The organism is Bacillus sp. DC4300-2b2, from assembly GCF_049895685.1.
In the GTDB taxonomy this organism is placed as follows: Bacteria; Bacillota; Bacilli; order Bacillales; family Bacillaceae; genus Bacillus; species Bacillus safensis.
Genome location: NZ_JAFCSW010000002.1, coordinates 69983 through 94242 on the forward strand (window position 1 = coordinate 69983; position 24260 = coordinate 94242).

Annotated in this window: 32 protein-coding genes; 10 read left to right on the forward strand and 22 right to left on the reverse strand. The window is 40.2% G+C overall.

Translation table 11 applies throughout. The features are described 5' to 3' along the window. Positions 1-37: 37 nt before the first annotated feature. Positions 38-163 carry a hypothetical protein gene (locus ACP69X_RS05255; protein WP_254966705.1) on the forward strand — a complete coding sequence of 42 codons (126 nt, stop codon included), beginning with the start codon at positions 38-40 and terminating at the stop codon, positions 161-163. 54 nt (positions 164-217) lie between these two features. Here the strand turns inward: ACP69X_RS05255 and parC are convergent, their stop codons facing one another. From parC to ACP69X_RS05270, 3 genes are all read right to left on the reverse strand, one after another. Beyond that, a complete protein-coding gene (gene parC / locus ACP69X_RS05260; protein ID WP_041085138.1) occupies positions 218-2656 on the reverse strand; it encodes a DNA topoisomerase IV subunit A in 2439 nt (812 codons plus the stop codon). Between the two features lie 2 nt (positions 2657-2658). Further along, complete coding sequence (gene parE / locus ACP69X_RS05265) at positions 2659-4626, reverse strand: DNA topoisomerase IV subunit B (RefSeq protein WP_039178939.1); 1968 nt, start codon at positions 4624-4626, stop codon at positions 2659-2661. Positions 4627-5042: 416 nt separating this feature from the next. Further along, positions 5043-5456 carry a CoA-binding protein gene (locus tag ACP69X_RS05270; protein ID WP_269103455.1) on the reverse strand — a complete coding sequence of 138 codons (414 nt, stop codon included), beginning with the start codon at positions 5454-5456 and terminating at the stop codon, positions 5043-5045. A 155-nt stretch (positions 5457-5611) separates the two neighbouring features. Between ACP69X_RS05270 and plsY the strand changes: the two genes are divergently transcribed. Beyond that, positions 5612-6193 carry a glycerol-3-phosphate 1-O-acyltransferase PlsY gene (gene plsY, locus ACP69X_RS05275; RefSeq protein ID WP_024425146.1) on the forward strand — a complete coding sequence of 194 codons (582 nt, stop codon included), beginning with the start codon at positions 5612-5614 and terminating at the stop codon, positions 6191-6193. Between the two features lie 98 nt (positions 6194-6291). Continuing rightward, positions 6292-6579 carry a HesB/YadR/YfhF family protein gene (locus ACP69X_RS05280; protein WP_404460065.1) on the forward strand — a complete coding sequence of 96 codons (288 nt, stop codon included), beginning with the start codon at positions 6292-6294 and terminating at the stop codon, positions 6577-6579. Between the two features lie 39 nt (positions 6580-6618). Here ACP69X_RS05280 and ACP69X_RS05285 read toward each other — a convergent pair whose 3' ends face one another. The 7 genes from ACP69X_RS05285 to acnA all read right to left on the reverse strand — a co-directional run bounded on the left by ACP69X_RS05285 (position 6619) and on the right by acnA (position 11416). Beyond that, complete coding sequence (locus ACP69X_RS05285; protein WP_039178934.1) at positions 6619-6930, reverse strand: hypothetical protein; 312 nt, start codon at positions 6928-6930, stop codon at positions 6619-6621. A gap of 3 nt (positions 6931-6933) precedes the next feature. After that, entirely contained in the window at positions 6934-7356 is a 423-nt protein-coding gene (locus ACP69X_RS05290) for an acyl-CoA thioesterase (RefSeq protein WP_024425143.1), read from the reverse strand. A gap of 107 nt (positions 7357-7463) precedes the next feature. Further along, positions 7464-7706: a small acid-soluble spore protein Tlp gene (gene tlp / locus ACP69X_RS05295; RefSeq protein WP_024427090.1), complete on the reverse strand. Its 243-nt coding sequence runs from the start codon at positions 7704-7706 to the stop codon at positions 7464-7466. A 14-nt stretch (positions 7707-7720) separates the two neighbouring features. Beyond that, complete coding sequence (locus ACP69X_RS05300; RefSeq protein ID WP_008357830.1) at positions 7721-7864, reverse strand: acid-soluble spore protein N; 144 nt, start codon at positions 7862-7864, stop codon at positions 7721-7723. A 51-nt stretch (positions 7865-7915) separates the two neighbouring features. Next, entirely contained in the window at positions 7916-8041 is a 126-nt protein-coding gene (locus ACP69X_RS05305) for an FbpB family small basic protein (protein WP_003211002.1), read from the reverse strand. A 75-nt stretch (positions 8042-8116) separates the two neighbouring features. Next, positions 8117-8620, reverse strand: a complete 504-nt coding sequence (locus ACP69X_RS05310) for a TlpA family protein disulfide reductase (protein ID WP_041085136.1) — start codon at positions 8618-8620, stop codon at positions 8117-8119. A gap of 66 nt (positions 8621-8686) precedes the next feature. Continuing rightward, positions 8687-11416 carry an aconitate hydratase AcnA gene (gene acnA, locus ACP69X_RS05315; RefSeq protein ID WP_039178925.1) on the reverse strand — a complete coding sequence of 910 codons (2730 nt, stop codon included), beginning with the start codon at positions 11414-11416 and terminating at the stop codon, positions 8687-8689. Positions 11417-11636: 220 nt separating this feature from the next. Between acnA and sspO the strand changes: the two genes are divergently transcribed. The 4 genes from sspO (at position 11637) to ACP69X_RS05335 (ending at position 13141) form a co-directional block, all read left to right on the forward strand. Continuing rightward, positions 11637-11783, forward strand: a complete 147-nt coding sequence (gene sspO / locus ACP69X_RS05320; protein ID WP_039178922.1) for a small acid-soluble spore protein O — start codon at positions 11637-11639, stop codon at positions 11781-11783. A 16-nt stretch (positions 11784-11799) separates the two neighbouring features. Further along, positions 11800-11946: a small acid-soluble spore protein P gene (locus tag ACP69X_RS05325; RefSeq protein WP_003211331.1), complete on the forward strand. Its 147-nt coding sequence runs from the start codon at positions 11800-11802 to the stop codon at positions 11944-11946. A gap of 102 nt (positions 11947-12048) precedes the next feature. Next, a complete protein-coding gene (locus ACP69X_RS05330) occupies positions 12049-12450 on the forward strand; it encodes an Hsp20/alpha crystallin family protein (RefSeq protein ID WP_426052499.1) in 402 nt (133 codons plus the stop codon). Positions 12451-12712: 262 nt separating this feature from the next. Next, positions 12713-13141 carry a DUF2621 domain-containing protein gene (locus ACP69X_RS05335; protein ID WP_024427086.1) on the forward strand — a complete coding sequence of 143 codons (429 nt, stop codon included), beginning with the start codon at positions 12713-12715 and terminating at the stop codon, positions 13139-13141. A gap of 21 nt (positions 13142-13162) precedes the next feature. Here the strand turns inward: ACP69X_RS05335 and ACP69X_RS05340 are convergent, their stop codons facing one another. Together ACP69X_RS05340 and ACP69X_RS05345 are read right to left on the reverse strand one after the other, a co-directional pair. After that, on the reverse strand, positions 13163-13645 hold the full coding sequence (locus ACP69X_RS05340) for a CcdC family protein (RefSeq protein WP_024425136.1): 483 nt from the start codon (positions 13643-13645) through the stop codon (positions 13163-13165). A gap of 94 nt (positions 13646-13739) precedes the next feature. Continuing rightward, entirely contained in the window at positions 13740-14447 is a 708-nt protein-coding gene (locus ACP69X_RS05345; protein WP_426052500.1) for a cytochrome c biogenesis CcdA family protein, read from the reverse strand. 209 nt (positions 14448-14656) lie between these two features. Here ACP69X_RS05345 and ACP69X_RS05350 point away from each other — a divergent pair, with 209 nt between their 5' ends. Further along, a complete protein-coding gene (locus ACP69X_RS05350) occupies positions 14657-14830 on the forward strand; it encodes an aspartyl-phosphate phosphatase Spo0E family protein (protein WP_369810454.1) in 174 nt (57 codons plus the stop codon). A 263-nt stretch (positions 14831-15093) separates the two neighbouring features. Here the strand turns inward: ACP69X_RS05350 and ACP69X_RS05355 are convergent, their stop codons facing one another. The 6 genes from ACP69X_RS05355 to yneA all read right to left on the reverse strand — a co-directional run bounded on the left by ACP69X_RS05355 (position 15094) and on the right by yneA (position 19509). Beyond that, positions 15094-15312 (reverse strand): YneF family protein, encoded by a 219-nt coding sequence (locus tag ACP69X_RS05355; RefSeq protein ID WP_003212379.1) that lies wholly within the window; start codon positions 15310-15312, stop codon positions 15094-15096. 84 nt (positions 15313-15396) lie between these two features. Then, entirely contained in the window at positions 15397-15843 is a 447-nt protein-coding gene (sirA, locus tag ACP69X_RS05360) for a sporulation inhibitor of replication protein SirA (protein ID WP_024425134.1), read from the reverse strand. Between the two features lie 198 nt (positions 15844-16041). Continuing rightward, complete coding sequence (tkt, locus tag ACP69X_RS05365) at positions 16042-18045, reverse strand: transketolase (RefSeq protein ID WP_041085134.1); 2004 nt, start codon at positions 18043-18045, stop codon at positions 16042-16044. A gap of 187 nt (positions 18046-18232) precedes the next feature. After that, positions 18233-18463 (reverse strand): DUF896 domain-containing protein, encoded by a 231-nt coding sequence (locus ACP69X_RS05370; protein WP_024425132.1) that lies wholly within the window; start codon positions 18461-18463, stop codon positions 18233-18235. A 69-nt stretch (positions 18464-18532) separates the two neighbouring features. Next, a complete protein-coding gene (locus ACP69X_RS05375; RefSeq protein ID WP_426052501.1) occupies positions 18533-19180 on the reverse strand; it encodes a YneB family resolvase-like protein in 648 nt (215 codons plus the stop codon). A gap of 17 nt (positions 19181-19197) precedes the next feature. Then, the gene (gene yneA, locus ACP69X_RS05380; protein ID WP_034283425.1) at positions 19198-19509 is read right to left on the reverse strand and encodes a cell division suppressor protein YneA; all 312 of its coding nucleotides are present in this window, start codon (positions 19507-19509) and stop codon (positions 19198-19200) included. Positions 19510-19668: 159 nt separating this feature from the next. Between yneA and lexA the strand changes: the two genes are divergently transcribed. Further along, the gene (gene lexA / locus ACP69X_RS05385; protein WP_024425129.1) at positions 19669-20289 is read left to right on the forward strand and encodes a transcriptional repressor LexA; all 621 of its coding nucleotides are present in this window, start codon (positions 19669-19671) and stop codon (positions 20287-20289) included. Positions 20290-20334: 45 nt separating this feature from the next. Here the strand turns inward: lexA and ACP69X_RS05390 are convergent, their stop codons facing one another. Next, positions 20335-20784, reverse strand: coding sequence for a hypothetical protein (locus ACP69X_RS05390; protein ID WP_269103467.1), 450 nt, complete (start codon positions 20782-20784; stop codon positions 20335-20337). A 297-nt stretch (positions 20785-21081) separates the two neighbouring features. Here ACP69X_RS05390 and ACP69X_RS05395 point away from each other — a divergent pair, with 297 nt between their 5' ends. Continuing rightward, positions 21082-21624 carry an IseA DL-endopeptidase inhibitor family protein gene (locus tag ACP69X_RS05395; protein WP_041085130.1) on the forward strand — a complete coding sequence of 181 codons (543 nt, stop codon included), beginning with the start codon at positions 21082-21084 and terminating at the stop codon, positions 21622-21624. Positions 21625-21656: 32 nt separating this feature from the next. On the opposite strand, the gene ACP69X_RS05400 is transcribed toward ACP69X_RS05395, so the two are convergent. From ACP69X_RS05400 to ACP69X_RS05410, 3 genes are all read right to left on the reverse strand, one after another. Continuing rightward, on the reverse strand, positions 21657-22505 hold the full coding sequence (locus ACP69X_RS05400) for an STAS domain-containing protein (protein WP_041085129.1): 849 nt from the start codon (positions 22503-22505) through the stop codon (positions 21657-21659). Between the two features lie 147 nt (positions 22506-22652). Next, positions 22653-23033 (reverse strand): NucA/NucB deoxyribonuclease domain-containing protein, encoded by a 381-nt coding sequence (locus ACP69X_RS05405; RefSeq protein ID WP_241768888.1) that lies wholly within the window; start codon positions 23031-23033, stop codon positions 22653-22655. A 257-nt stretch (positions 23034-23290) separates the two neighbouring features. Beyond that, positions 23291-24199, reverse strand: a complete 909-nt coding sequence (locus tag ACP69X_RS05410) for a trypsin-like serine peptidase (protein ID WP_041085128.1) — start codon at positions 24197-24199, stop codon at positions 23291-23293. Between the last annotated feature and the right edge of the window lie 61 nt (positions 24200-24260).

Sequence of the window (24260 nt, forward strand, 5' to 3'; positions counted from 1 at the left end):
CATCTAAATCAAAACAAAAATTGGGAGGTTTTACACGATGTTATTTTTCTTAAGAATTTTCATTCTAGGTCTATTCTCTGTCACTTCACTTTCTCTTTTCGTCTACCAAGGAATCGAAGTAGTGCACGCTATTACAAGCATGTTTGGCAACCACGAGAGCTAATTGACCTGTATATAAAAAGAAACCCCCTGCCAGTCGCAGGGGGTTTTCGTTTGCTTATTTATTGTCATCTGGTGCACGTTCAGGTGTCAGAAGGACATGAGTCACTTCTCCCTGCTCTTCCTCATCTACAATAAATGATCCATTGCTATAGCGGTCATTTGCTCTTAAAGTAGAAATATCAAGTGGAATCGTTGTACCTTTTTCGGTATCTATCTCAAGTGTATCGTGCAGCGCTGCAGCGATCACAGCTACAATACGGTGCGGGTTTTTCTTTAATTCTCTCAGCATAAGAACTCCGCGTTTCGCTCTTGATGTTTTATCAAATTCAGAGAGGTTCATTCGCTTTACTGCCCCTCTTTGTGTTGTGAGCACAAGGACATCGTTCTTCGGATCAATGATCTGGCCAGAGACTACCTCGTCCCCTTCCTTCAAGTTGATACCTTTGACACCTGCCGCTCTCGGTCCAACAACACTTACTTCTTCTTCATCAAACCATAAACCGTAACCATTTTTCGTTGCAATAAACAATTCCTGCTGTCCTGATGTGACATGAACATCTACGAGTTCATCGTCACCTTTTAGATTCAAGGCGACAAGCGGTTTCGAATAACGCTGCGCTTTATATTGAAGAAGCTCTGTTTTCTTCACCATTCCGCCTTTAGTAAAGAATAAAAGATATGACGTTTCATCAAATTCTTTTATTGGAATGGCTTTTTGGATTGATTCCTCGCGATCAATCGAAATGATATTCGTAATATGCTGCCCCATGTCTTTCCAGCGTATATCTGGCAGCTGGTGAACAGGACAATAAATGTAGCTTCCTTTATTCGTAAACAGCAGAAGTACATCCGTTGTATTCATTTCAAACTGATGAATCAAACGGTCAGTATCCTTCATACCAAAGTCCTTACCGTTAGAGGCAGCATAGGAGCGCTGGCTTGTTCGTTTGATGTAACCATCCTTCGTGACTGTCACGTAAACATCCTCAGATGCAATCATCACTTCAAGGTTAATCTTAATTTCTTCGATTTTTTCCTCAATGACGGATCTTCTCTCATCAGCATATGTCTTTTTGAGCTTTTTCAGGCTGTTTGTAATGACCTTCAGCAGCTTTTTCTCGTTCGCTAAAATGTCTTCAAGCTCTGCGATGCGCACATCAAGCTCTCTTGCTTCGTCTCTTAATTGCGTAATATCTGTATTCGTTAAACGATATAACTGGAGTGAAACAATCGCTTCTGATTGTGCTTCTGTAAAGTCATATTTCGCCATCAAGTTGTTCTTTGCATCTCGCTTATCATTAGAGGAACGGATTGTGGCAATGACTTCATCTAAGATGGAAAGTGCCTTAATTAAGCCGTCGACAATATGGTGGCGTTCCTTCGCTTTTCGAAGCTCGTACGCTGAGCGGTTCGTCACCACTTCTTTTTGATGGGCAATATATGCATCAAGTACAGTTGTCAGCGTCATTAAGGTCGGTCTTCGGTTATGTATCGCTACCATATTAAAGTTATATGGGATTTGCAGATCTGAGTTTTTATATAAGAAATTCAGCACACCATTTGCATCTGCTTCTTTTTTCAGCTCTACTACGATTCGAAGCCCAGTACGGTCTGTTTCATCTCGGACCTCTGAAATACCTTCTACTTTTCTCTCAATTCGGAACTCGTCCATCTTTTTGACAAGGTTGGCTTTATTCACTTCGTAAGGAATTTCTGTGATCACGATTTGCTGGCGTCCGCCGCGGATGGTTTCAATCTCCGCTTTGCCGCGAATCATGATCTTCCCTTTTCCTGTTTCATACGCCTTCTTAATACCGTCTACACCTTGAATGATACCGCCTGTTGGGAAATCTGGCCCTTTGATGACCGTCATTAAATCCTCAACCGTACAATGCGGCTGTTCGATTCGTTTAATAACGCCATCAATGACTTCTCCCAAGTGATGCGGCGGGATATCTGTCGCATACCCAGCTGAAATCCCTGTTGATCCATTCACGAGAAGGTTTGGGAACATCGCTGGTAATACAACTGGCTCTTTGCTTGTATCATCAAAGTTTGCAACAAATTCGACCGTTTCCTTGTCTAGGTCCTTTAAAAGCTCTGAGGCAATAGCAGACAGCCTTGCTTCCGTATAACGCATGGCAGCAGGCGGATCTCCATCAATACTCCCGTTATTTCCGTGCATTTCAATCAGCACATTTCGTACTTTCCACTCCTGACTCATTCTTACCATCGCTTCATAAACAGATGAGTCTCCGTGTGGGTGATAGTTACCAATCACGTTACCGACTGTTTTAGCGGCTTTACGGAAGTTTTTATCTTGCGTATTTCCTTCTGCGTACATCGCATATAAAATTCTTCGTTGTACAGGTTTTAGACCATCACGTGCATCTGGAAGCGCACGGTCTTGGATAATATATTTACTATAGCGCCCAAACCGGTCGCCGATTACTTCTTCTAATGGTAAATCATGAAATCGTTCTTGTTGTGCCATGTTTAAACCTCCTCAGCTAGCGACAAGTTTTCATTTTCAAGAATGTTGCTTTCCTCATCAAGTCCAAAGGCGACATTCTTTTCAATCCATTTACGGCGTGGTTCTACTTTGTCACCCATTAAAGTTGTGACGCGGCGTTCCACACGTGCAGCATCATCAATTTTGACCCTGACAAGTGTTCTCGATTCTGGATTCATTGTCGTTTCCCATAGCTGGTCGGCATTCATTTCACCTAACCCTTTGTAGCGCTGAATCGTGTACCCTTTTCCAACTTTCTTCAATACGTCATCCATTTCTTCATCAGACCATGCGTACTCAATAATTTCTTTTTTCCCTGAGCCTTTGCTGACTTTATATAAAGGCGGGAGTGCAATAAACACTTTGCCATGCTCAATCAGCGGCTTCATATAGCGGTAGAAGAATGTTAAGAGAAGCACTTGAATATGCGCTCCATCCGTATCCGCATCTGTCATGATGACGATTTTGTCATAATTGATGTCTTCCACATTAAAATCGACACCGACGCCTCCACCAATTGCATGAATAATGGTGTTGATTTCTTCGTTTTTGAAAATATCAGCAAGCTTTGCTTTTTCAGTATTGATGACCTTTCCGCGCAGTGGCAGAACCGCTTGGAATTTACGGTCACGTCCCTGTTTTGCTGACCCGCCCGCTGAGTCACCCTCTACTAGATATAGTTCGTTTCTTGCTGGGTTTCTAGATTGGGCTGGTGTTAATTTTCCGCTCAGCGTTGCTTCTGACTTTTTCCGCTTCTTGCCGCTCCTCGCTTCTTCACGGGCTTTTCTAGCAGCCTCTCTTGCCTGCTGCGCTTTAATCGCTTTTTTCACAAGAAGAGTGGCTGTTTCCCGGTTTTCTTCAAGGAAATACGCAAGCTTTTCAGAAATAACAGCATCAACAGCTGAACGAGCCTCACTTGTCCCAAGCTTTCCTTTTGTCTGCCCTTCGAATTGAAGCAGCTCTTCAGGAATTCTGACAGAAATAATAGCAGATAGTCCTTCGCGAATATCAGTGCCTTCTAAATTTTTGTCTTTTTCTTTTAAAAGGGCCACTTTGCGTGCATATTCGTTAAAGGCTCTCGTCATGGCCGTTTTGGCACCAGACTCATGTGTTCCGCCATCTTTTGTTCTGACGTTATTGACGAAGGAAAGGATATTCTCCGAGTAGCCATCGTTAAATTGAAAAGCAAAATCTACTTCAATGGACTGATGCTCTCCTTCAAATGAGACGACTTCACTTAGAACATCTTTTTCTTCATTTAGATAAGCGACAAAGGCTTCAATGCCTGTCTCATAATAAAACGTCTCTTGTACATCATGCCGTTCATCAATCAGCTCTATTTTTAACCCTTTTAATAAAAAGGCAGATTCTCTTAAACGCTCTGATAATGTATCGAAATTATAGGTCGTAACACTGAACATGGTTGGGTCCGGCTTAAAATGAATCAGTGTTCCCGTTTTTTTCGATTTTCCGACTTTTTCAAGTGATGTGACAGGTTTACCGCCGTTTTCAAAGCGCTGATGATAAATAAATCCGTCCCGTTCAATCGTGACAGTAAGCCATTCTGACAGCGCGTTCACAACCGATGCCCCAACTCCGTGAAGTCCACCACTTGTTTTATATCCACCTTGACCAAATTTTCCGCCTGCGTGCAGGACCGTTAAAATGATCTCAGGTGTCGGTTTTCCAAGCTTATGCATACCAGTAGGCATTCCCCGACCTTTATCTTGGACGGAAATGCTGTTATCTTTATGTATTTTGACAATGATATGATCTCCATGGCCAGCGAGCACTTCATCGACAGAGTTGTCTACAATCTCATAGACAAGGTGATGAAGACCGCGTGAATCCGTAGATCCAATATACATCCCTGGACGTTTACGGACCGCTTCAAGCCCCTCTAGCACCTGAATAGAATCATCGTTATAATCTACTTGCTGCTTTTTAACCAAATGCTTAATCCCCTTTCACTAACAAACATAACCGGCTAATCATCAAATGATCTCTCTAGATTTTAATGATGATCATGCTGCTCATTACTGTCCACTTTAATAAGCTGCATCATCACCATGCATGTGGATTCACCAATACATGCTCTTTTGCACAGCTATGAGAATCATTCTACATTCTGCAATCAGAACTAGAAGTCCATTATAAACAAGACTGTTTCATAAGCCAAATGCAATCATATGATGGTTTTAGCAAAACAGAACAAATGTTCTATTTTTATCTTATCGCTCTTTTTCTCGATATGCAAGGCCGCCGATATGTCCCTGTCGCCTTATTTTATCGCTTTCTTCTAGAATCGCAAATATATTTCTGCAACAAAAAAGCAAAAATCCTTGAAAAACCAAGGATTTTTGACGAATTAATGAGTTTTTGTCATCGCATGAGCCACCTTGATACATAAATCCATGATGGCGACCTTGCCATTTTCCTCAATCAGGCTTTTCGCTTCATCGTGATATATGCCTTGCTGCGCCCAAAAAACAGGTGCGTCTATTTGGAGAAACTCTTCTGCCACCTCTGGCAAAAACTCTGAACGTCTAAAGACATTGACGATATCAACAGGCTCTTTTATGTCTTTTAAAGAAGCGACTGCTTTCACACCGAGTGCTTCATCGATTGTTGGATTCACTGGGATGATTTCATAACCGGCATCCTGCATCGCTTTAGACACCATATAAGACGTCCGGTGCGGTTGATCTGATAATCCAACAACAGCAATTCGTTTACTGCTCTTTAATATACGGCCAATTTCTTCTTTCGTAGGATTGTTCATCCAGACACTCCCTTTTCCTCTATTTTAGCGAATTTACGCTTAAAAACAAAGCTGAATCCATCTGCTTTCGATTTTTTCAAAAAAAGTTCCCCATGTTTTTCACAAGATCATGTTAAAATGTAAGACAAGAGGGAGAATATAAAGGAGTTATGCAGATGTTAATTGCTTTGATGTTTATTTTGGCTTATCTTCTCGGCAGTATTCCATCCGGTCTCATTGTCGGGAAAGCTGCAAAGGGAATCGATATTCGTGAACACGGCAGCGGAAACCTAGGTGCGACGAATGCATTTCGTACACTTGGCGTAAAAGCAGGATCTATTGTGATTACTGCTGATATCCTAAAAGGGACGCTTGCTTCAGCTTTACCGTTTTTCATGCAGCTGGACATCCATCCCTTATTAGCAGGAGTTGCTGCTGTTATCGGTCACAGCTTTCCTGTCTTTGCAAAATTTAAAGGGGGAAAGGCAGTCGCTACATCAGGCGGTGTGCTGCTATTTTATGCCCCATTCCTATTTATCACGATGATCGCTGCTTTTTTCTTATTTTTATACATTAGTAAATATGTTTCACTATCATCTATGCTGACCGGTATCTATACATTCATTTACAGCATATTCACCAAAGACCTATTCTTAATCATTGTTGTTGCCGTTCTTGCTGGCTTTGTGATTTACAGACACATCGCCAACCTCAAACGAATTCTCAACAAAACTGAACCTAAAATCAAATGGCTCTAGCCGTTTCATTCATTTAAATATGTGGTAAAAGTAAAGAAAAGCTGTTTTTGCATCCTGCATTTTAAAAAACAGCATGACTTCAAAAAGGGGCGATCACATTGAAATTAACAATAACAGAAGATGCACTCAATTGGTACAAGGATGAATTAGATTTAGAAAAAGGTGATCAAGTTCGCTTTTTTGTGAGATATGGCGGGTGCAGTAATGTTCAAAAAGGCTTTTCTCTCGGCGTCGCAAAAGATGAACCTCAAAATGCCGGCGCAACTGCTGAAATAGAAGGTATTACTTTCTTTATTGAGGAAAGTGATATTTGGTACTTTGACAACCATGATCTGCATATTGATTATAACGAGTCCGTGAAAGAACCAGAATTTCATTATGAATAAACAAAAAAGATACCTCATCCCTCGGGTATCTTTTTTGTTTTAAACCTCAATATACAGCCCATACTCTTGAATGTTTCCTAAAGACCGTTCCTTTTGCAGAATTCTTTTTTGCGGCTCACCGATCAAGTCAAAATGAGGAAACCCTTCCCGGTCATGAATCCATTCTTTTTTTAGTCCATGTCTTTCTCCCCACTCAACTAACCGCTTCATATCCTGACAGGCTGCTTTTGTGACGGTATTGGCATTTGGAAAACGGTCATCGAGCCAGTAGTGTGTTAAAAAAGCAACTTTTCCTTCCTGGACAGCTGTTTTCCAAGCGTTTAAATCGCTTCGTTTAATACCAAAAGCCATAAATTAAACCTGCTTCTTCGACTGTTCATATACTTTATGCCAAGCAGGAAAGGCTTTTCTAAATTGAATAGGTCTAAAGGTGTCTTTATCTACACAAATATGCGAGGTTGTCCCTGTAATCGCTGTTTGTCCATCAGGTTTTTGAATTTCATAGCCATACACCGTTTTGACACCATTATATTCTTCAATCCATGTATGAACGGTTGCTGTTTCACCATACAGCAATGGTTTTTTATATTGAACCTGCAAGTCTATAACAGGTGCAAGAGCACCGTCTGCTTCTAGTTGCGCATAGGAAAACCCTAATTCTTTAATCAATGCTGTTCTGCCGACTTCCATCCAGATTAAATAATTGGCATGATATACGATGCCCATTTGATCTGTTTCTGCATAACGGACTTCTATTTCTTTTTTGGATACATACACGTTTTCATCGCTCTCCTATCAAAACCTAAGGTCTGTCTCTGCCATTTTACCACATTCCAAATGGTTCTTCTAAAAAGAGGCAATAAAATAAACCAGGAATCCCTGGTTTATTCGGTATAGCCATTCTTTCTTGCTGCTTCTTCGTCCTTGATCTCAGAACGCATCGCGTCAATACTCATTTTGCGGTTTTCGTTTTTTTGTTTGATCATTTGCTTTTCTGTCTCTGTCGAAACGGACATCGCTGCTTCAGATTCATCGATATTGTCAAGTGTGTTCTCGATCATATCTTGCAGCTTTTCAACATTATCAGAACGATCATCTGGATTGGATTGATATGACTCGTTATTCATGATGATTCCCCTCCTTATTCGCCCTTCGTCTGTATCACATCAGGCTGTTCATTTGATTTATTATGCATCTTTTTACCTTTATTCCGTTTGTATGCTACAGGTTTTGTCCCTAAATGGTCTGGTGTAAACTGCGCTTGTTTATCATGCTCTCTACCCATTATTCATCCCTCCCTCTTCTTTAGGATGAACGAAAACGGATAATTCATGACTTATTTTTGTCTAAATCGTTCTTCCAACTTTTCTTCGAGCTGGTTTAAAAATTCCTCATTGCTTAATAATTCTTTTTTATTTTCAAGCACAAGCTCTTCAAATGTGCGTCGTTTTCTTCTTCTCATTCCACTCACCTCCATATATGTATGATTACATTTTCGCCAAAACATTTGGAAAATAAGCAAAAAGAGCTGAATCAATTATAGATCCAGCTCTTTTTCAATTTCTTTTTTAGTCAGCATTTGATGCTTCACAGACATGATGCGTCCTTTTTCATCTAATATGTAGGTCGTTGGGTATGAAAGCACCTGATATCTTGCTTGAATGCCTTTTTGGTCCAATAAAACAGGAAAGCTCAGCTTTAATTCTTTTGTGAATGCTGCCACATGATCCACACTCTTTTCAGTGGTCGTCAAATTCACCGCTAGTACTTCAACTTCGTCATTTTCGCTCCTGATTGCGTCTAGATCCGGCATTTCTGTCCTGCACGGCTTACACCATGTCGCCCAGAAATTGACGAGCACCTTTTTCCCTCGGTAATCAGATAACGAGGCGGTTTTGCCGTCAAGGGTTTTTAGTTCGAAATCAGGGGCTTGATCTCCTTTTTCAAGACCGATTGCGGGCTCTTTTGGCCCAAATAAATTCCATGCAAGTAAACCAATCAACACAAGTAAAACAGCGCTTGCCATTCCTTTTTTCCACATGATTGATCCTCCACTATTTTAAAAAAGAAGAGAAAGCTGTTGAATCGCCTTCTCTTCTTTGCTGTATTAGTTGCTTGCCAATTTTTCGCGAAGTACCATTTGAAGGATACCGCCATGACGATAGTAGTCAATTTCAACTTCACTGTCAAAGCGAACGACCACTTCAAATGTTTTCTCGTTGCCATCTGTGTCAATTGCTTTCACAGTGACGAGATCACGCGGACGAACTGTTTCGTCAACATGAACTTCAAATGTTTCTGTTCCTGTTAAACCATGAGTTTCTGCACTTTCTCCGTCTTTAAACTGCAAAGGAAGTACGCCCATGAAGACAAGGTTACTTCTGTGGATACGCTCAAAGCTTTCAGCTAGAACAAATTTAATTCCAAGAAGGTTTGTTCCTTTTGCAGCCCAGTCACGTGAAGAACCCATTCCGTAGTCTTTACCTGCTAAGATCGCAAGACCTGTTCCATCTTCTTTATAGCGCATGCATGCATCATAAATGGATGTCACTTCACCAGTTGGCCAGTAAGTTGTATAGCCGCCTTCTGTTCCTGGTGCAATTTGGTTCTTAATACGGATGTTTGCAAAAGTACCTCTCATCATGACATGGTGGTTACCACGGCGAGATCCATATGAGTTAAAGTCTCTAGGCGACACGCCTCTTTCTTGCAAGTATTTGCCCGCCGGTGTGTCCTTACCAATCGCTCCAGCAGGAGAAATATGGTCAGTTGTGACAGAGTCACCGAACTTCGCAACTACGCGCAAGCCTTTAAGCGGTTCAACTTTACCAGGTTCAACTGATAGGTTTTCAAAGAATGGCGGGTTATCAATGTATGTGGAATTTTCATCCCATTTGTACAATGCATCATCCGTCGTTTTAATTTCATTCCAGCGGTCATTGTTGTCAAAAACAGTTTCATACTCTGAACGGAATAGCTCAGGTGTGACAGTGCTTTTAACGACGCTGTTGATTTCGTCCATTGATGGCCAAATGTCATTGAAATAAACGTTTTCGCCATTTTTATCGACACCGATAGGATCTTTTGTTAAATCAATATTCACCGTACCTGCAAGTGCATAAGCCACAACTAATGGTGGAGATGCAAGGTAGTTCCCTTTCACAAGTGGATGGATACGACCTTCAAAGTTACGGTTACCTGATAAAACAGAAGTGATCAGCAGATCATTTTCAGAGACAGCATCTTCAATTTCTTTCTCAAGCGGTCCTGAGTTTCCGATACAAGTTGTACAGCCATACCCTACAATGTTAAAACCGAGGTCTCTTAAATATGGAAGAAGTCCTGAATTCACAAGGTATCCTGTTACAACTTTAGAACCCGGCGCTAGTGACGTTTTCACGTAGTTTGGCACTTTCATACCGAGCTCACTTGCTTTCTTCGCAACAAGACCTGCTCCGATTAACACGTATGGGTTCGATGTATTCGTACAGCTCGTAATCGCTGCAATCGCAATCGCACCTGTCTTCATCACAGCTTTTTCACCGTTTGCAAGATCAAATTCGATTTGTTTATCAAGCTCTGATTTATCTAAGCCAAACCCTTGGTTACCAGCTGGGCTTTCGATGTGTTTATGGAACGTCTCTTTCATTTGAGAAAGTGGAATCAAATCTTGTGGACGTTTAGGACCAGATAAGTTTGACTCAATTTTAGAAAGATCAATTTCCACAACATCAGTAAAAATTGGTTCTTCTGCATCTGGCGTATAGAATAAGCCATTTGCACGAGAATATTCTTCAACGATATTAATTTGCTCTTCATCACGTCCAGTAAGGCGAAGGTAAGCAAGCGCTTCTTCATCTACTGGGAAGAATCCACAAGTAGCACCGTATTCTGGCGCCATGTTCGCAATTGTTGCACGATCTGCCAATGGCAATTGGGCAACACCAGGTCCGAAGAACTCAACGAACTTGTTTACTACGCCTTTTTCACGAAGGACTTGTGTGACTTTTAATGCAAGGTCAGTTGCAGTCGTTCCGTTTGGAAGCTCTCCAACTAATTTAGCACCAATAACTTCTGGTACTGGGAAGTATGAAGGCTGACCAAGCATACCAGCTTCCGCTTCAATACCGCCAACGCCCCATCCAAGTACACCGATACCGTTAATCATCGTTGTATGAGAGTCAGTTCCAACTAATGTATCTGGGTAAGTAATGATCTCGCCATCTTCTTCAATTGCATGAACAACACTTGCAAGATACTCTAAGTTCACTTGGTGAACAATTCCTGTTGCAGGCGGAACAGCTTGGTAGTTGTTAAACGCTTTCTTTGCCCAGCTAAGGAAGTTATAACGCTCTGCGTTACGTTCGAATTCTAAATCCATGTTAATGTTTAATGCATCTTCAGTTCCAGCTTTATCAACCTGTACTGAGTGGTCAATAACAAGGTCAACTGGAATTTCAGGGTTAATTTTATCCGGATCCCCGCCCACATCTGCCATTGCTTTTCTTAAAGAAGCAAGGTCAACGACGGCTGGTACACCCGTGAAGTCTTGTAAAATAACACGAGAAGGTTTAAATGGAACATCAATTTCTTTTACCTCGGCAGTTCCCCATTTTGCCAAGTTCTCAACGTGTTCCTTCTTGATCACTCTACCGTCTACTTGGCGAAGCACTGATTCTAAAAGTACCTTAATGGAATAAGGCAGCTTAGAAACATTTCCAATTCCTTGTTTCTCTAGTGCTTCTAACGAATAATAGTGATACGTTTTCCCATTTGTCGAAAACGTTTTTCTAGATTGAAAAGCGTCTTGTTTAGCGACTTGCTGCTGTTTCGACATGTCCAAAATCCCCCTTTTGATGATCAAGATCAATTTCAATTCTCAGAAAAATCGTCGTATTTCACCACAATTTTCTCACAATTTCATCTTAAAACAAATTCATACATAAGTAAATAACAATGCTTTTATTAAATTCAATAAGTTTAACTTATCATTAGGAAATGATTACTCTTCATAAACGAAGCGCATCGGGTTCATACTATAAATGAGGTGAAAGAACATGACAAAACGCAAAGCAAATCATGTCATTGACGGCATGAACGCAGCCAAAAGCCAAGGTAATGGCGCAGGCTATACGGAAGATGATCAACTCGTTTTAACAGAAGAACAAAGACAAAACAATAAAAAACGCAAAAAGAATCAATAAAAAGGAGCCAAACATCATGACGAATAAAAACACAGGGAAAGACATCCGTCAAAACTCTCCTAAGGAGCATCAAGGCGGTCAGCCTGAGCCGTTATCAGGCAGTAAAAAAGTGAAAAACCGCAACCATACAAGACAAAAGCACAATTCTCATCATGATATGTAATCATTCCCCTCTCATCCCGTGACCACACGGGATGTTTTAGGTCTTTCACACATTTCCATTTTCATCATATGATTTATTATGAGATGTGATGGAGGAGTGTTTATGGAGAATGAAAAGCAATCGAATTCCTCTGATTTTCTTGAAATAGATGATTGGCTCAATGTTTTAATGGATGATCCATTTGCCTGGTATGATGAACACCTCCCAATTGATCTTTATGAAACAAGCCGTGATTATATTATCGAAATCGATGTCTCCATTTTATCGATCACTGATGTAAAGCTGACCTTCGCAGGACATGAGCTGACGTTGACTTACACAGTACAAAAGCCAAAAGTTGAAGGCGAACAGCCAGTTGAAAAAAGCGTGATGCTCCCTTTTTATTTAAACGACAAAGACATTGCAACAGATTATGAAAACCAAATCATATCGATAAAAATTAAAAAATGTTCCGACCATCCAAGCGGTGCATTTTCCTTTCAAATCCCGCACTTCAAACATTAAGAGCCCACCTTCATATAGGTGGGCTCTCTTCCCGTTCGTTTCAAGTCAATACCTTTTGCGAACCACCATGGCCAAATAGTAGAGTCGCTATACAATAATGTATTCTTTTTCTACTAATCGGATTGGGTCATTCTAGTAAATGGGCGGCTATCAATGAAAAAGGGCGTTTATAGAGATAATAGACATACATTTTTGTTATTTTCTTCTATCCTCTCTTCATGTAATATAAAATAGAGAGATAAGGGGTATAAGGAGTGAGAACATGTTAAGCGGCTGGTTTTTGTGGTTCATTTTATTTTGGGGTACAGTGATGATCGGATTACTCGCAATCGGTGGCTTTTTTATGTTTCGCAAATTTTTAAAACGATTGCCAAAGGAAGATGGGAAATCAGAGCTTGATTGGCAGGATGAATATATTCAAAAGAGCCTTCACCTATGGCGGGATGAGGACAAACAGCTGTTAAATGAACTCGTATTACCTGTTCCAGAGCTGTTTAGAGATGTTGCCAAAGAAAAAATTGCGGGTAAAATTGGTGAGCTGGCATTAAAAGAACAGGCTGCCAGCATTAATTTAGACTTAATCATTCGCGGCTACATTATGGCTACACCAAAGCGGGATCATAAGTTTTTATTGAAGCGCCTTCAAGAAAAAAACATTGATCACTCGCCATATGAATCGTTATTAAAATAACCTCCTTTATTAAAAGGAGGTTTAATTCATTTGAATCTGCTGCGGATCTAATTGTTTAGACAGCTTTCTAAACGACAAATACATGGCAACCCGCCAAGGCACGATCATGCCAAAGGCAAGAATCCAAAACATACCACTTAATGAACCATAATCAATAGAAGAACTTAGGATGGTCTTCATCCCGATACGAAGGACAAGAAGTCCAATGAGAATGAACACGAATGCTTTTGACCGTTTTAAGTAGATGTCATTGCCCCTGATTTCAAACTTCGATGTTTTGATTAAAAATATGGAGAAAAACATCCCCACTGTGATCGCTTCTAGAAATTCAGCTCCAGTTACCCGAAACATAGGAACAAAAAACATCAGTGCGCCAGTGCTCATGAAAATAGGAGGTAAAATAATTTTTTTCGCCGTTGCAGGTTTTGCAGATGACTTAATGCGAATAAACATGACGGCTACCGCCATACATACCGCAATTATAGAAGAGATTAAGATCATCATATCAAATCATTCCTTTATTCTTTAAGGTCAGCCTATGTATAATATACTCCAATTGACGAAAAAAAACCATTCGCCGCGACTGTAGAAACCGATTTCAAAAGCCTGTAAAGCCGCCAAACAATGATGAAAACATGATGATAATCCATGTCAGAAGATCAAAGAACAGCAACATCCCTACCACAATCATAATGATTCCGCCAATTCGCATAATGTGCTGCTGACGCTTTCTGATCCAAGCCATTTTCGTAATGAAAAAGGAAAGAATAAAAAACGGGACGGCAAATCCAAAGACATACGCAATCATATAGGGCACTGCCGACCCAGGATTGTTACTGGCTAGTGCGATGACAGCGGATAAAATAGGTCCTGTACAAGGTGTCCATCCAGCGGCAAAGCCCATTCCGATAAGAATGGATCCGAGAAAACCAGCAGGACGATTTTTGAACTGTATTCTCTTTTCGCCCATGAGGAAAGAAGGCTTGAAAATGCCAAGAGTCATAAAACCAAAGAAAATAATGAGGATGGCTCCAATTTGACGAATCGCTTGATGGTAATCATCAAAAAACTTCCCGACAAACGATGTCCCAAAGCCAATCGCTATAAATATAATAGAGAACCCAACTAAAAAGAATAAAGTATGAAGCAGACTTCCTCTTCTCAGCATCACCTTCTCAGATTTCACTTCATCTATACTAACGCCCGTAATATAAGATAAAAACGCTGGATAAAGCGGCAGACAGCACGGTGAAATAAAAGAAAGAAAACCTGCTCCAAATGCTAAAAAATAATTCAAATCTGTCAAAAGAACACCCCCTTCTTACAATATACAATAAGAGATGACAAAATCATTTCATTTTTTTTACATCACCTCAATAAAGATGGTCTATTCTCTTAAAACCTTATATAATTTAATTTGACATCAAGATAAATGAATCCTTTAAATTTGAAAATAAACCTTAAAATGGATATAATAGAATCGATTCTTTTTATCAAGATTTGCATGAAAGGAACATGACTTTGGTAAAAACATCATTATTAACTCAAATTGAAGAAAAAAGAGAAGAGCTGATGAAAGTTGTCTTGCATAATGGGATGACATCAACAGTGACCATCGAACATAGCCAGCAGCTAGATCATCTCCTCTTACAATATCAACGACACTTACACTCAAACTCAGCCAACTAATCATACTTCATGATATCAATCATGCCGCACCATTTTTAGAACAGTTGATATGTGTGACCATAAACGAAACAAAAACCTCTGAGATAGGGGTTTTTTGTTTTTTCACATGCTGCTTGACGCCATAATAAAAACCACTTTCCCTGCTTCATTCATGCAAGTACAGTGGTTTTAAGCGTCTGATGAAGGTGAATTGAATAAAGAAAGGACAACGCTTGTCCATCCTTTATAACCATGTTCCATCTATGATCATAATATCGTACGTATTATTTCGCTTGGTTGTTCATGGCTTTCATCATTTGATTGATTTTCTTCTGGGACGGTTTCATGCCCATTTGCATCATCATCATTCGAAGCATTTGTTCATTAATTGGTGGATTCTTTTTCAAATAGCTCATCATATACTTACGAGCAATAAAGAATCCGAGTGCAACTCCTGCAAGCAGTGCAACAACGCCTACAAGGATGACAACCCATAAATCCATAATTCTTCCTCCTTCATGTTGTCTCGTATAAAGTGTACTAAACAAAAGGCTATTATACAACATTTCACGTTCAATTTTATTTTTTTAAACAAAATTCCTCACTTTTACTGGATTAAGCCACCCGTGCTTCTTTGAACTAAAGTCCATCGCAAGAAAACAAGGGCTGATTTTTCTCAGCACTTCAAAAAACACCGCTTCTGCCTCATAACTGCCAGTGGCAGACATTTGGATATACCGGTCTTTAATTATAAATGCTGCGGTTCCTTTTCCATCTGGTAAGGAAGCGCTGTAAATCGAGCCTATTTGTGTATAGTGAATGTTCGTTAAGTTATTCATGAGACGCTGGTGCATATGAAAAGCAGGGATTCGTTTCGTCACATAATCCACTTGCTTCACAAGCATAACTAACTCATCGTCGGTGCGATTCGTCCAGTGTAACGACTCAAACAAATGAAACAAAATCGATTCTCTGCCAAAATAGTGATGTGCAAATTCATCCTCAATCCAATAAATATAATAATGGCGTTCCATGTCTATCCCTTCCTTTCACATTTCGTCAATCTCGTTTATTGCTTGTATTATACAAAAATGTGAAAGAAAGAATTGTCTATATATGAAGCAAGAAGAAACTAGTTTTGTCAAAAAAACAAGAAAAAAGAAAAAAGTTTGCAGAGCGGATGAAAATGCTCTGCAAACAGCTAGCAAAAAAGCATGATGCTTGGAGTTCGTTTATTTATTCAGCTTCGCTTTCACACGGCTGACTACATTGCTGACAGTAAATCCGTATTTCTCGATAATGGTTTCACCTGGTGCAGAAGCGCCAAATTTATCAATTGCAATCACGTCACCATCAAGACCAGTGTAACGCTCCCAGCCAAGTGAAGCACCCATTTCAATTGCAATACGTGCACGTACTGCTTTAGGAAGAACGGATTCTTTGTATTCGTCTGACTGCTGATCGAAGCGATCCCATGCAGGAAGGCTGACAACAGATGCGCGGATGCCCTCTTTTTCAAGTGCCTTTTGCGCTTCAATGGCTAAACCAACCTCAGATCCTGAAGCGAGTAGAAGTGCTTCTGGCTGTGCATCAGCTGCTTCAACCACAACGTATCCACCCTTTTCTACTCCCTCATATGCCTTCTCTGGTGCCTGGTCAATCGTTGGAAGGTTTTGACGAGTAAGAACTAGTGCAGTCGGTTTATCCGTTGAAGATACAGCTAGTTTCCACGCTGCAGCTGTTTCATTTCCATCTGCTGGGCGAATAACGGAAAGGTTAGGCATCGCACGCAGTGAAGCAAGCTGTTCAACCGGTTCATGTGTTGGACCATCTTCACCAACAGCAATACTATCATGAGTAAAGACGTAAGTGACTGGAAGTCCCATTAAGGCAGCAAGACGAATCGCTGGTCTTAAGTAATCTGAGAAAACAAAGAATGTTCCGCCGAATACACGAAGACCGCCGTGAAGTGCCATACCATTGAGCGCCGCACCCATTGCAAATTCTCTGACACCGAACCAAATGTTTTTGCCGGCATAATTATTTTTTCCGAAATCATCCGTGTTTTTAATCGTTGTTTTATTTGATCCAGCAAGGTCAGCAGATCCGCCAATAAAGAAAGGTACTTGCTTCGCAATGCCATTTAACACTTCACCTGAAGATGCGCGGGAGGCAAGGCTTGAACCTGCTTCATAAACTGGAACCTCTTGATCCCAATTCTCAGGAAGCTCTCCTTCAATCGCAAGCTTCAGCTGTGCTGCCAGCTCTGGATATTCTTTTTCGTATTGCGCAAACAGCTCATTCCAAGCTGCTTCTTTTTTCTGTCCAGCGTCTTTGACAGCTTCTTTGAAATGATCGTACACTTCAGAAGGTACATGGAAATCTTCTTCAAACGTCCAAGAGTAAGCATCCTTCGTAAGCTTTGCTTCCTCGCTGCCAAGCGGTGCACCATGCACACCAGACGTTCCCGCACGGTTTGGCGATCCGAAACCGATCGTTGTCTTCACTTCGATTAATGTAGGTCTATCTGTGCTTTGTTTCGCCTTTTCAATAGCAGCTGTTACTTCTTCGATGTTGTTGCCGTCTTTCACGTAAAGAACTTCCCAGTTCATCGCTTCAAAACGATTCTTCACATTTTCAGAGAATGAACGATCTAAGTCGCCATCTAAAGAAATGTCATTTGAATCGTAAAGAACGATTAAACGGCCTAAGCCTAAATGACCAGCAAGTGAAGCAGCTTCAGAGGAAATTCCCTCCATTAAGTCTCCATCTCCGCAAATGCTGTATGTATAGTGGTCTACAACCTGAAAGTTGTCTTTGTTATACGTTTCCGCAAGATGTCTTTCTGCAAGTGCCATCCCTACTGCCATAGCAATTCCCTGGCCTAAAGGACCTGTTGTGGCATCTACGCCTTCTGTGTGTCCAAATTCAGGATGTCCAGGTGTTTTGCTTCCCCATTGGCGGAATTGTTTTAGATCATCGATGCTCAGATTGTATCCGCTTAAATGAAGCATGCTGTATAGAAGCATAGAACCATGTCCCGCAGATAAAACAAAGCGGTCTCTGTTAAACCAATTTGGATTTTGCGGACTTACGTTTAAGTGATTCGTCCATAAAGCGTACGCCATTGGTGCAGCACCCATCGGCATTCCTGGGTGACCGGAATTCGCTTTTTCAATTGCGTCTATGGAGAGAGTACGTATTGTTGCAATAGATTTCAATTCAATCGTTTCCATATAAATCCCCTTCCGTATCTTGTGTACACCATTATCATAAATCTACTGTCCTTTTTTCACAACTATTTCACGCTGAAAAAGAAGGATTTTGTCACATTTAGTTTATCGATCACCTAAAAAGTTATGCAAATATGAAAAAAGACGAGAATAATCTTCCCATCTTTTCAAAATTCAAGAAATCACAGCCTTAATGAAGGTTCTGATCTTTTTCTCTTTTTAATTTTTCTGGTGTGACATCGTTTCCTTCAGGATCAACAATCTTGACAGTTTTAAGTGTATTTTTCATAGAAGAACGAAAAGCTTTCAAATACTCTTCTCTCAACTGCTTTTGTTCTGTTTTTTCAGCGTCTGATAAACCGGTCTCTTTCGACTTTTTTGAAAGCTCATTTATTCTTGCAAGCTGTTCTTTAGAAATCATGACAAACTCCTTTAAAGCATTTTCTCTACATACTACTAAATATCAATCATTTTGACAACAAATCACGCTTTAGGTGGTAAGGTCTTTTTCATATTCTTGATACCTTCTATGCACCGTTGCTTTTGAAATGTCAAAACCTAATGCCTGAAGAGTTACGGCAATTTCGGCGAATGTCATATTGTTTTTTCTTAATCGAACAATTTCTGAAATCGGCACTTCAATACGCTCACGGCCAGGTGCATGGTCCTGCTGCCTTAAATTCAGTTCAGGCTGATATCCGCGCTCAACTGCCCTTTTCATTCCCCGCTTGATTTTCAGGTTATGAATTTTCCGTTGGTATTCTTCGACGACTCCTACAATCTCAATGACCATTTCATCTGCTTCTGAAAGCTCAAGCTCTCCTCTATGAAACACGCTGTATACCTTTACGCTCTCTTTAAATAGACAATGAAGGAGCGCAATTTTTGCTTGTCCTCTTCCAAGACGAGTTTCATCCTGGATAAGAACGGCATCGATTGACTCTTCCTTCAGTGCAGCAAGCATTTCAAACACACCATCACGATCTAGATCATATCCACTCGCTTTTTCTTTGATGACTTTGACCACATTCATCTTGTGCATGGCAGCTAACGCCAGCAGTTCTTCTTCTTGTCTTTTCAGCGAGGTTTCCTGCTCCTCTTTGACAGTGCTTACTCTCGTATAAATGATTGCGTTCATGTCTAAAATCGACCTTTCTATTGTACTGTTGCAAGCTGATATACGACTGGATGCTCTTTTTTGACGGGTATGACAAGAATGTCGCCAGGCTGGATTTCAGTTGAAGCAAGATCATTGTGTTCGGTAACCCAATCAATAAATGCATTTTTGTCGATTGATTTGCTGTCGTTTACTTGATCAGCTAACCCCCAAAGAGTATCACCTGATTGAACCTCTATTTTAACATACTGATTTGTATCATTATGGCTTGTGACTGCAATAAGTGAGAGAAATATGCCAACGATGAATGAGAATACCCCAATAAAAATAATAGATTCTTTTAACCTCATAATGTCATCTCTCCTAATAGAATATGCGTTCGCTCTTTCTGTCACTCATTATAAATACGAACAAACGTTTCTGTCAAACGTTTTTTTCGAACCTATGTTTGTACTGTTAGGAAAAACATGCTATAATTTCTTTAAAATTGACGTTTTGAGGTGCAAAAGATGACGAAGCTATCAAAAAGACAACTCGATATCCTGAAATTCATCAAAGATGAAGTAAAAAGCAAGGGTTATCCCCCATCCGTCCGTGAAATTGGAGAAGCTGTCGGTCTAGCATCCAGTTCAACGGTCCATGGACATTTAGCTAGACTAGAAACAAAGGGCTTAATTAGAAGAGACCCGACAAAACCTAGAGCGATCGAAGTACTAGATGAAGAGGAAATGAATATTCCAAAGAGCGCTGTAATGAACGTTCCAGTCATCGGAAAAGTAACGGCCGGCCTTCCTATCACCGCTGTTGAAAATGTAGAAGAATACTTCCCTCTTCCAGAGACTTTTGCAGCACCAGATGAACAAGTGTTTATGCTTGAAATTATGGGAGAAAGTATGATTGATGCAGGTATTTTGGACAAGGACTATGTCATTGTGCGTCAGCAAAGCACCGCTAACAATGGAGATATTGTCGTCGCCATGACAGAGGAAGATGAAGCGACAGTGAAACGCTTTTATAAAGAAGATACACACTTTAGATTACAGCCAGAGAACCCATCAATGGAACCGATTATTTTACAGAATGTGAGTATACTAGGTAAAGTGATTGGCGTATTTCGAAATATTCATTAAAAAAAGCCGGTATTTCATCAGCTGCTGATGAGAACCGGCTTTTTCTTATGCACAAGAATAGGCAAGAATACTTGAACTTGGGAAGGAACCAAATGTAAAGTTCGGCCATATAAAGCCAGTAGTTCGACCAAATGGCTGTGAAGAAAGGATATACATTAAAAATACTTGACCGTTTCTCAAAAGCACAATTGTCCATCTTCTATTACATCCCGCTGCAAATTGTACAGTTTGATGGCCTCCGCCAACACCTTGCCCAGATATAAGGGACTGCATACTCTGTGGCTGAGAGAGTGCTTGCTGATACTGCGAAATGATATGCTGCGGCGGTGCCGGTGGGGCCGAGTGTCCTCCTGAACCTTGCCCTGGCCAAGTACCTCCTCCTCCGATCGGAAACCCAGGAACCCCTCCACCTGAAGGAATACCAACAGAGGGAAATCCTTGCATCTGCCTATCATATGAGTACCCATTCCACACACCTTCATACGGATGATACATAATTAACACCACTTTCTTTAGACATTCATCACAACAGTATATGTCATAAAGAAAAAAAGTGTGTTAAACGTCTAAATAGAAATTTTTCCAAAAGACGTTTCGTTCTTCTTTAGAACGGTTAAATAATGATTAAGAAGAAAAATAAAAAAAAATGAAAACTTTTTGTCTCCCTCAAACGTTATATAATTAGAAACAAAAGAAATAAAAAACATTTAGATTTAATACTTGTAATATCACTGTAATTATTGTAACATTTGTAACATAAGAAGTTTTCATTGAGAAAAGGAGGCAATTGCCTTGAAAAAATTATTTGTTTTATTAACTGCTATTATGCTTATGATCTCATTACAAACTACAACATTGGCCGCTTCCAAGAAATCAGCCGCTTTGACAAATAAAGAAGCGTTACATATTGCCCTTGATGCAAGAGAACACTTTTGGAGTGCAATGTCAGGCTACAAAGTTAAAGAACATTCTAATTACAAATTAAAATCATTTACCTATAAAGATATGACATACAACTATCTTTCTAAAACATTTGATACAAAGAAAAAATTAAACAGCTACCTATCTCAAGTGTTCACTCAAGATGCCATCAAACATGGTTTAAAAGATTATCAGTTCATTGTTCATAAAGGCAAAATGGCTGTTCCAGTCGGTGACGGAGACAACATGCTCAATTGGGAAAAAGCCACACCTAAACTTGTTTCTAAGAAACAAACAGTCCGCACATATGAATTTACTGTCCCAACACTTGATGGACGCAAAGTAAAACGAACTGTTACGTACGAAAAAGTACAAAAAGATTGGAAAGTCACACAAATTGACGCTGTCATCTAAATAAAAAACCAGGCCTCTCATCGGCCTGGTTTTTATATTGGAGAAAATTCAGTCATGCGGTCCAGCGCGTGAGCAAGTGATGATGCCGTGCGGAATTCATTAAAAGGAAGCCCGAGCTGTACTGCTGTTTGAGCAATTTCTGGTCTAATTCCTGAAATGGTCGTCTCTACTCCAATTAACCGAAGTGATGTGACAAGATCAAAGATTTGATGAGCCACCATTGTATCAATAATGACAACACCAGATAGATCAATACATAAATGCTGAACCCCTTTTTGCGAGCACTGTTTTAGCGTATTTTCTAAAATAATCTTTGCTCTCGCTGTGTCAATATCACCTACTAAAGGCAACAACGCAATCTGGCTTTTTAAAACAATCACCGGTGAACTCAATTCATAAATCATATCTCTTTGAGCCACAAGCTTCTTCGTTGTATTTTTCACATATTGCTGGATAAACACATGGATTGAAATATTAAACGCTTCGGAAATTAAATCATACCAATAAAAAATGCGGTCAATATCAATGTCACCTTGACGCTGTTTAATAAATTCTTTTAAGTAATGCAGAACGACTCTTTGATTGGACATGTATTCTCTTACGACATAATCTAATGGTGTATTTAAATGCTTCGGGTCACTGGCTAAATCCTCAGACCACTTTTTAAATTCAGTATGTAAATATGTCTTGTCTTCAATAATAGCTCGTATAAAATGCTGGTAATAATCTTGATTCTGCCGTTTTAGCTCTGCTATGATGCTGGAATCTGTTGAACGATATATCGATTCTGGATCATCGTCCTCAATTGATTCATACCATGTTTCAGTCAGCTTCTCTGCATGCTGTATAAAAAAATCGTATAATGCACGGTTCTTATCCATAAGTAAATGTCCCTTCACATTTTCTTCTTGTCAGTCTTTGTACCTTATAGATTGATTGTACCACTGAATCTTTTTTCCCTGCCAGCTCGGATACGCTCTGATGATAAACAAAAAGAGCCTCCCACTCTAAGGAGACTCTTTCTAGATTTATTTCACAATGAATAATATTCTTTTCCCATCAGGAAATCCGCTGATTTGGTGTCCGACCCATGAGCCTGCTCCCCTATTATCAGATGGACTGACATATTGAACGCTTGCGCCTTTTCCTCCCTCAAGACAAACCGCCATTGGCCATTCATCCCGGTCAAAGCCAGGTTTTGTCGGAATCCCTTTTAATGATTCTTGCCTGCGGGCATCTGCTCCATTTCGATCAATGGTACACACATCTGAATGCCCTTTTCGAATGGCTTCTTGAATATGACTGCCTGTTTCAGGGTACCTTTCCTTTGGAAATTGAACGACATAATCATATCGATCAGCCCCTTTTGCTGCCTGCTTCTCTCCAAATCCACCTAACAACATACCCATCCATATCACAAAACATAAGGCGACAGCAGCGATCCAGGCTCTTTTCATCTTCAAAAGCGCGTGACCTCCTCATCCATCTCAAGCATGATTTTGACTTAAAGGAAATGTGACATTTTAATGTATGAGTGGTTCGCGAATGACATGTGAAAAAATTGATGAAGCTCTCAATCTCAAATCCACAGGTAAAAAATGAATCCTCTATTAAATCGATTCATACAAAAAAGCTTGTCCCCTATGAAGGAAACAAGCTCTATTTTTTATTGCGCTTTCGCATAGTTTATAAACTCAACAAAGGCAGCTGTCGCTTTTGGACCGCCATTCATCGTTCCGTTTGAATACCCAGCGTTATGAACTCCAACGATTTGCTGGTTCTGATCTAGCATGGCAGAACCTGAATTTCCGCTGAATGTATCAATCGTATAGTATGCTAGATTCGTATCTTCTCTCGTCACAGGACCCGACATCTCCCACTGTGACACCTTGCCAGTCGATCTCATTTTATCACCAGGATATCCTGAGATTTTAATGGTTGTCCCAGTCAAGTTTGTCACCTGGCGGATGGATCGGTAGCCGACCGTATTGCCAATGTTCGTATCGGTTTTGATGACGGCAAAGTCATATTGACTTGCACCAGTATTAATATACCCGCTTGGCACATAGAACTCAGTCATTTTTGCTGAACCGTTCACCGCAGTACTATCATTCATACCAGGATATACGGTTCCTTTTTCACTATAGCTTCTCGATGCCGTATTATATACGCAGTGTCCGTTTGTCAAAATTTTGTTAGGAGCAATGAGTGTTCCCGTACAGCTGGAGCCGCCAAATGTAATATAAGCAATCGAATTGTATGGTGCTACTCTTGTATTTGCTACTTTGGTTCTACCATCGTCTCCAATGACGACTTTTGTTTGAAAATCTTTTAAATATTTTGATAGTGGTTTTACTTTTTCGCCAACAGTAGAAGAAAGATCATCCACTTTGTCAAAGGATGAGGGGGCTTTCGTATCATTGTGGAAATCACTTGAAGAAATTACTTTTCCATCAGAAGTCACCATGTCATAATCAGACGTTAGTACTGAATCCGATGTGGCATGGGCAAAACTAGGCACACTTAAAGCACCAAAAACGAGAAGAGAAGGGAGTAACATTTTCACCTTTTTCATCATATTCCTCCTTTATGTCCTATATCAAAAATCATACGATTGTTTCATATTGGAGTAAATG

Coding starts and splice junctions, on each gene's coding strand:
- ACP69X_RS05255 (WP_254966705.1), top strand. CDS start 38: ATGTTATTTTTCTTAAGAATTTTCATTCTAGGTCTATTCTCTGTCACT.
- parC (WP_041085138.1), bottom strand. CDS start 2,656: ATGGCACAACAAGAACGATTTCATGATTTACCATTAGAAGAAGTAATC.
- ACP69X_RS05270 (WP_269103455.1), bottom strand. CDS start 5,456: ATGAACAATCCTACGAAAGAAGAAATTGGCCGTATATTAAAGAGCAGT.
- plsY (WP_024425146.1), top strand. CDS start 5,612: ATGTTAATTGCTTTGATGTTTATTTTGGCTTATCTTCTCGGCAGTATT.
- ACP69X_RS05285 (WP_039178934.1), bottom strand. CDS start 6,930: ATGGCTTTTGGTATTAAACGAAGCGATTTAAACGCTTGGAAAACAGCT.
- tlp (WP_024427090.1), bottom strand. CDS start 7,706: ATGAATAACGAGTCATATCAATCCAATCCAGATGATCGTTCTGATAAT.
- ACP69X_RS05300 (WP_008357830.1), bottom strand. CDS start 7,864: ATGGGTAGAGAGCATGATAAACAAGCGCAGTTTACACCAGACCATTTA.
- ACP69X_RS05305 (WP_003211002.1), bottom strand. CDS start 8,041: ATGAGAAGAAGAAAACGACGCACATTTGAAGAGCTTGTGCTTGAAAAT.
- ACP69X_RS05310 (WP_041085136.1), bottom strand. CDS start 8,620: ATGTGGAAAAAAGGAATGGCAAGCGCTGTTTTACTTGTGTTGATTGGT.
- acnA (WP_039178925.1), bottom strand. CDS start 11,416: ATGTCGAAACAGCAGCAAGTCGCTAAACAAGACGCTTTTCAATCTAGA.
- sspO (WP_039178922.1), top strand. CDS start 11,637: ATGACAAAACGCAAAGCAAATCATGTCATTGACGGCATGAACGCAGCC.
- ACP69X_RS05325 (WP_003211331.1), top strand. CDS start 11,800: ATGACGAATAAAAACACAGGGAAAGACATCCGTCAAAACTCTCCTAAG.
- ACP69X_RS05330 (WP_426052499.1), top strand. CDS start 12,049: ATGGAGAATGAAAAGCAATCGAATTCCTCTGATTTTCTTGAAATAGAT.
- ACP69X_RS05335 (WP_024427086.1), top strand. CDS start 12,713: ATGTTAAGCGGCTGGTTTTTGTGGTTCATTTTATTTTGGGGTACAGTG.
- ACP69X_RS05340 (WP_024425136.1), bottom strand. CDS start 13,645: ATGATGATCTTAATCTCTTCTATAATTGCGGTATGTATGGCGGTAGCC.
- ACP69X_RS05350 (WP_369810454.1), top strand. CDS start 14,657: ATGACTTTGGTAAAAACATCATTATTAACTCAAATTGAAGAAAAAAGA.
- ACP69X_RS05355 (WP_003212379.1), bottom strand. CDS start 15,312: ATGGATTTATGGGTTGTCATCCTTGTAGGCGTTGTTGCACTGCTTGCA.
- sirA (WP_024425134.1), bottom strand. CDS start 15,843: ATGGAACGCCATTATTATATTTATTGGATTGAGGATGAATTTGCACAT.
- tkt (WP_041085134.1), bottom strand. CDS start 18,045: ATGGAAACGATTGAATTGAAATCTATTGCAACAATACGTACTCTCTCC.
- ACP69X_RS05370 (WP_024425132.1), bottom strand. CDS start 18,463: ATGATTTCTAAAGAACAGCTTGCAAGAATAAATGAGCTTTCAAAAAAG.
- ACP69X_RS05375 (WP_426052501.1), bottom strand. CDS start 19,180: ATGAACGCAATCATTTATACGAGAGTAAGCACTGTCAAAGAGGAGCAG.
- yneA (WP_034283425.1), bottom strand. CDS start 19,509: ATGAGGTTAAAAGAATCTATTATTTTTATTGGGGTATTCTCATTCATC.
- lexA (WP_024425129.1), top strand. CDS start 19,669: ATGACGAAGCTATCAAAAAGACAACTCGATATCCTGAAATTCATCAAA.
- ACP69X_RS05390 (WP_269103467.1), bottom strand. CDS start 20,784: ATGTATCATCCGTATGAAGGTGTGTGGAATGGGTACTCATATGATAGG.
- ACP69X_RS05400 (WP_041085129.1), bottom strand. CDS start 22,505: ATGGATAAGAACCGTGCATTATACGATTTTTTTATACAGCATGCAGAG.
- ACP69X_RS05405 (WP_241768888.1), bottom strand. CDS start 23,033: ATGGGTATGTTGTTAGGTGGATTTGGAGAGAAGCAGGCAGCAAAAGGG.
- ACP69X_RS05410 (WP_041085128.1), bottom strand. CDS start 24,199: ATGAAAAAGGTGAAAATGTTACTCCCTTCTCTTCTCGTTTTTGGTGCT.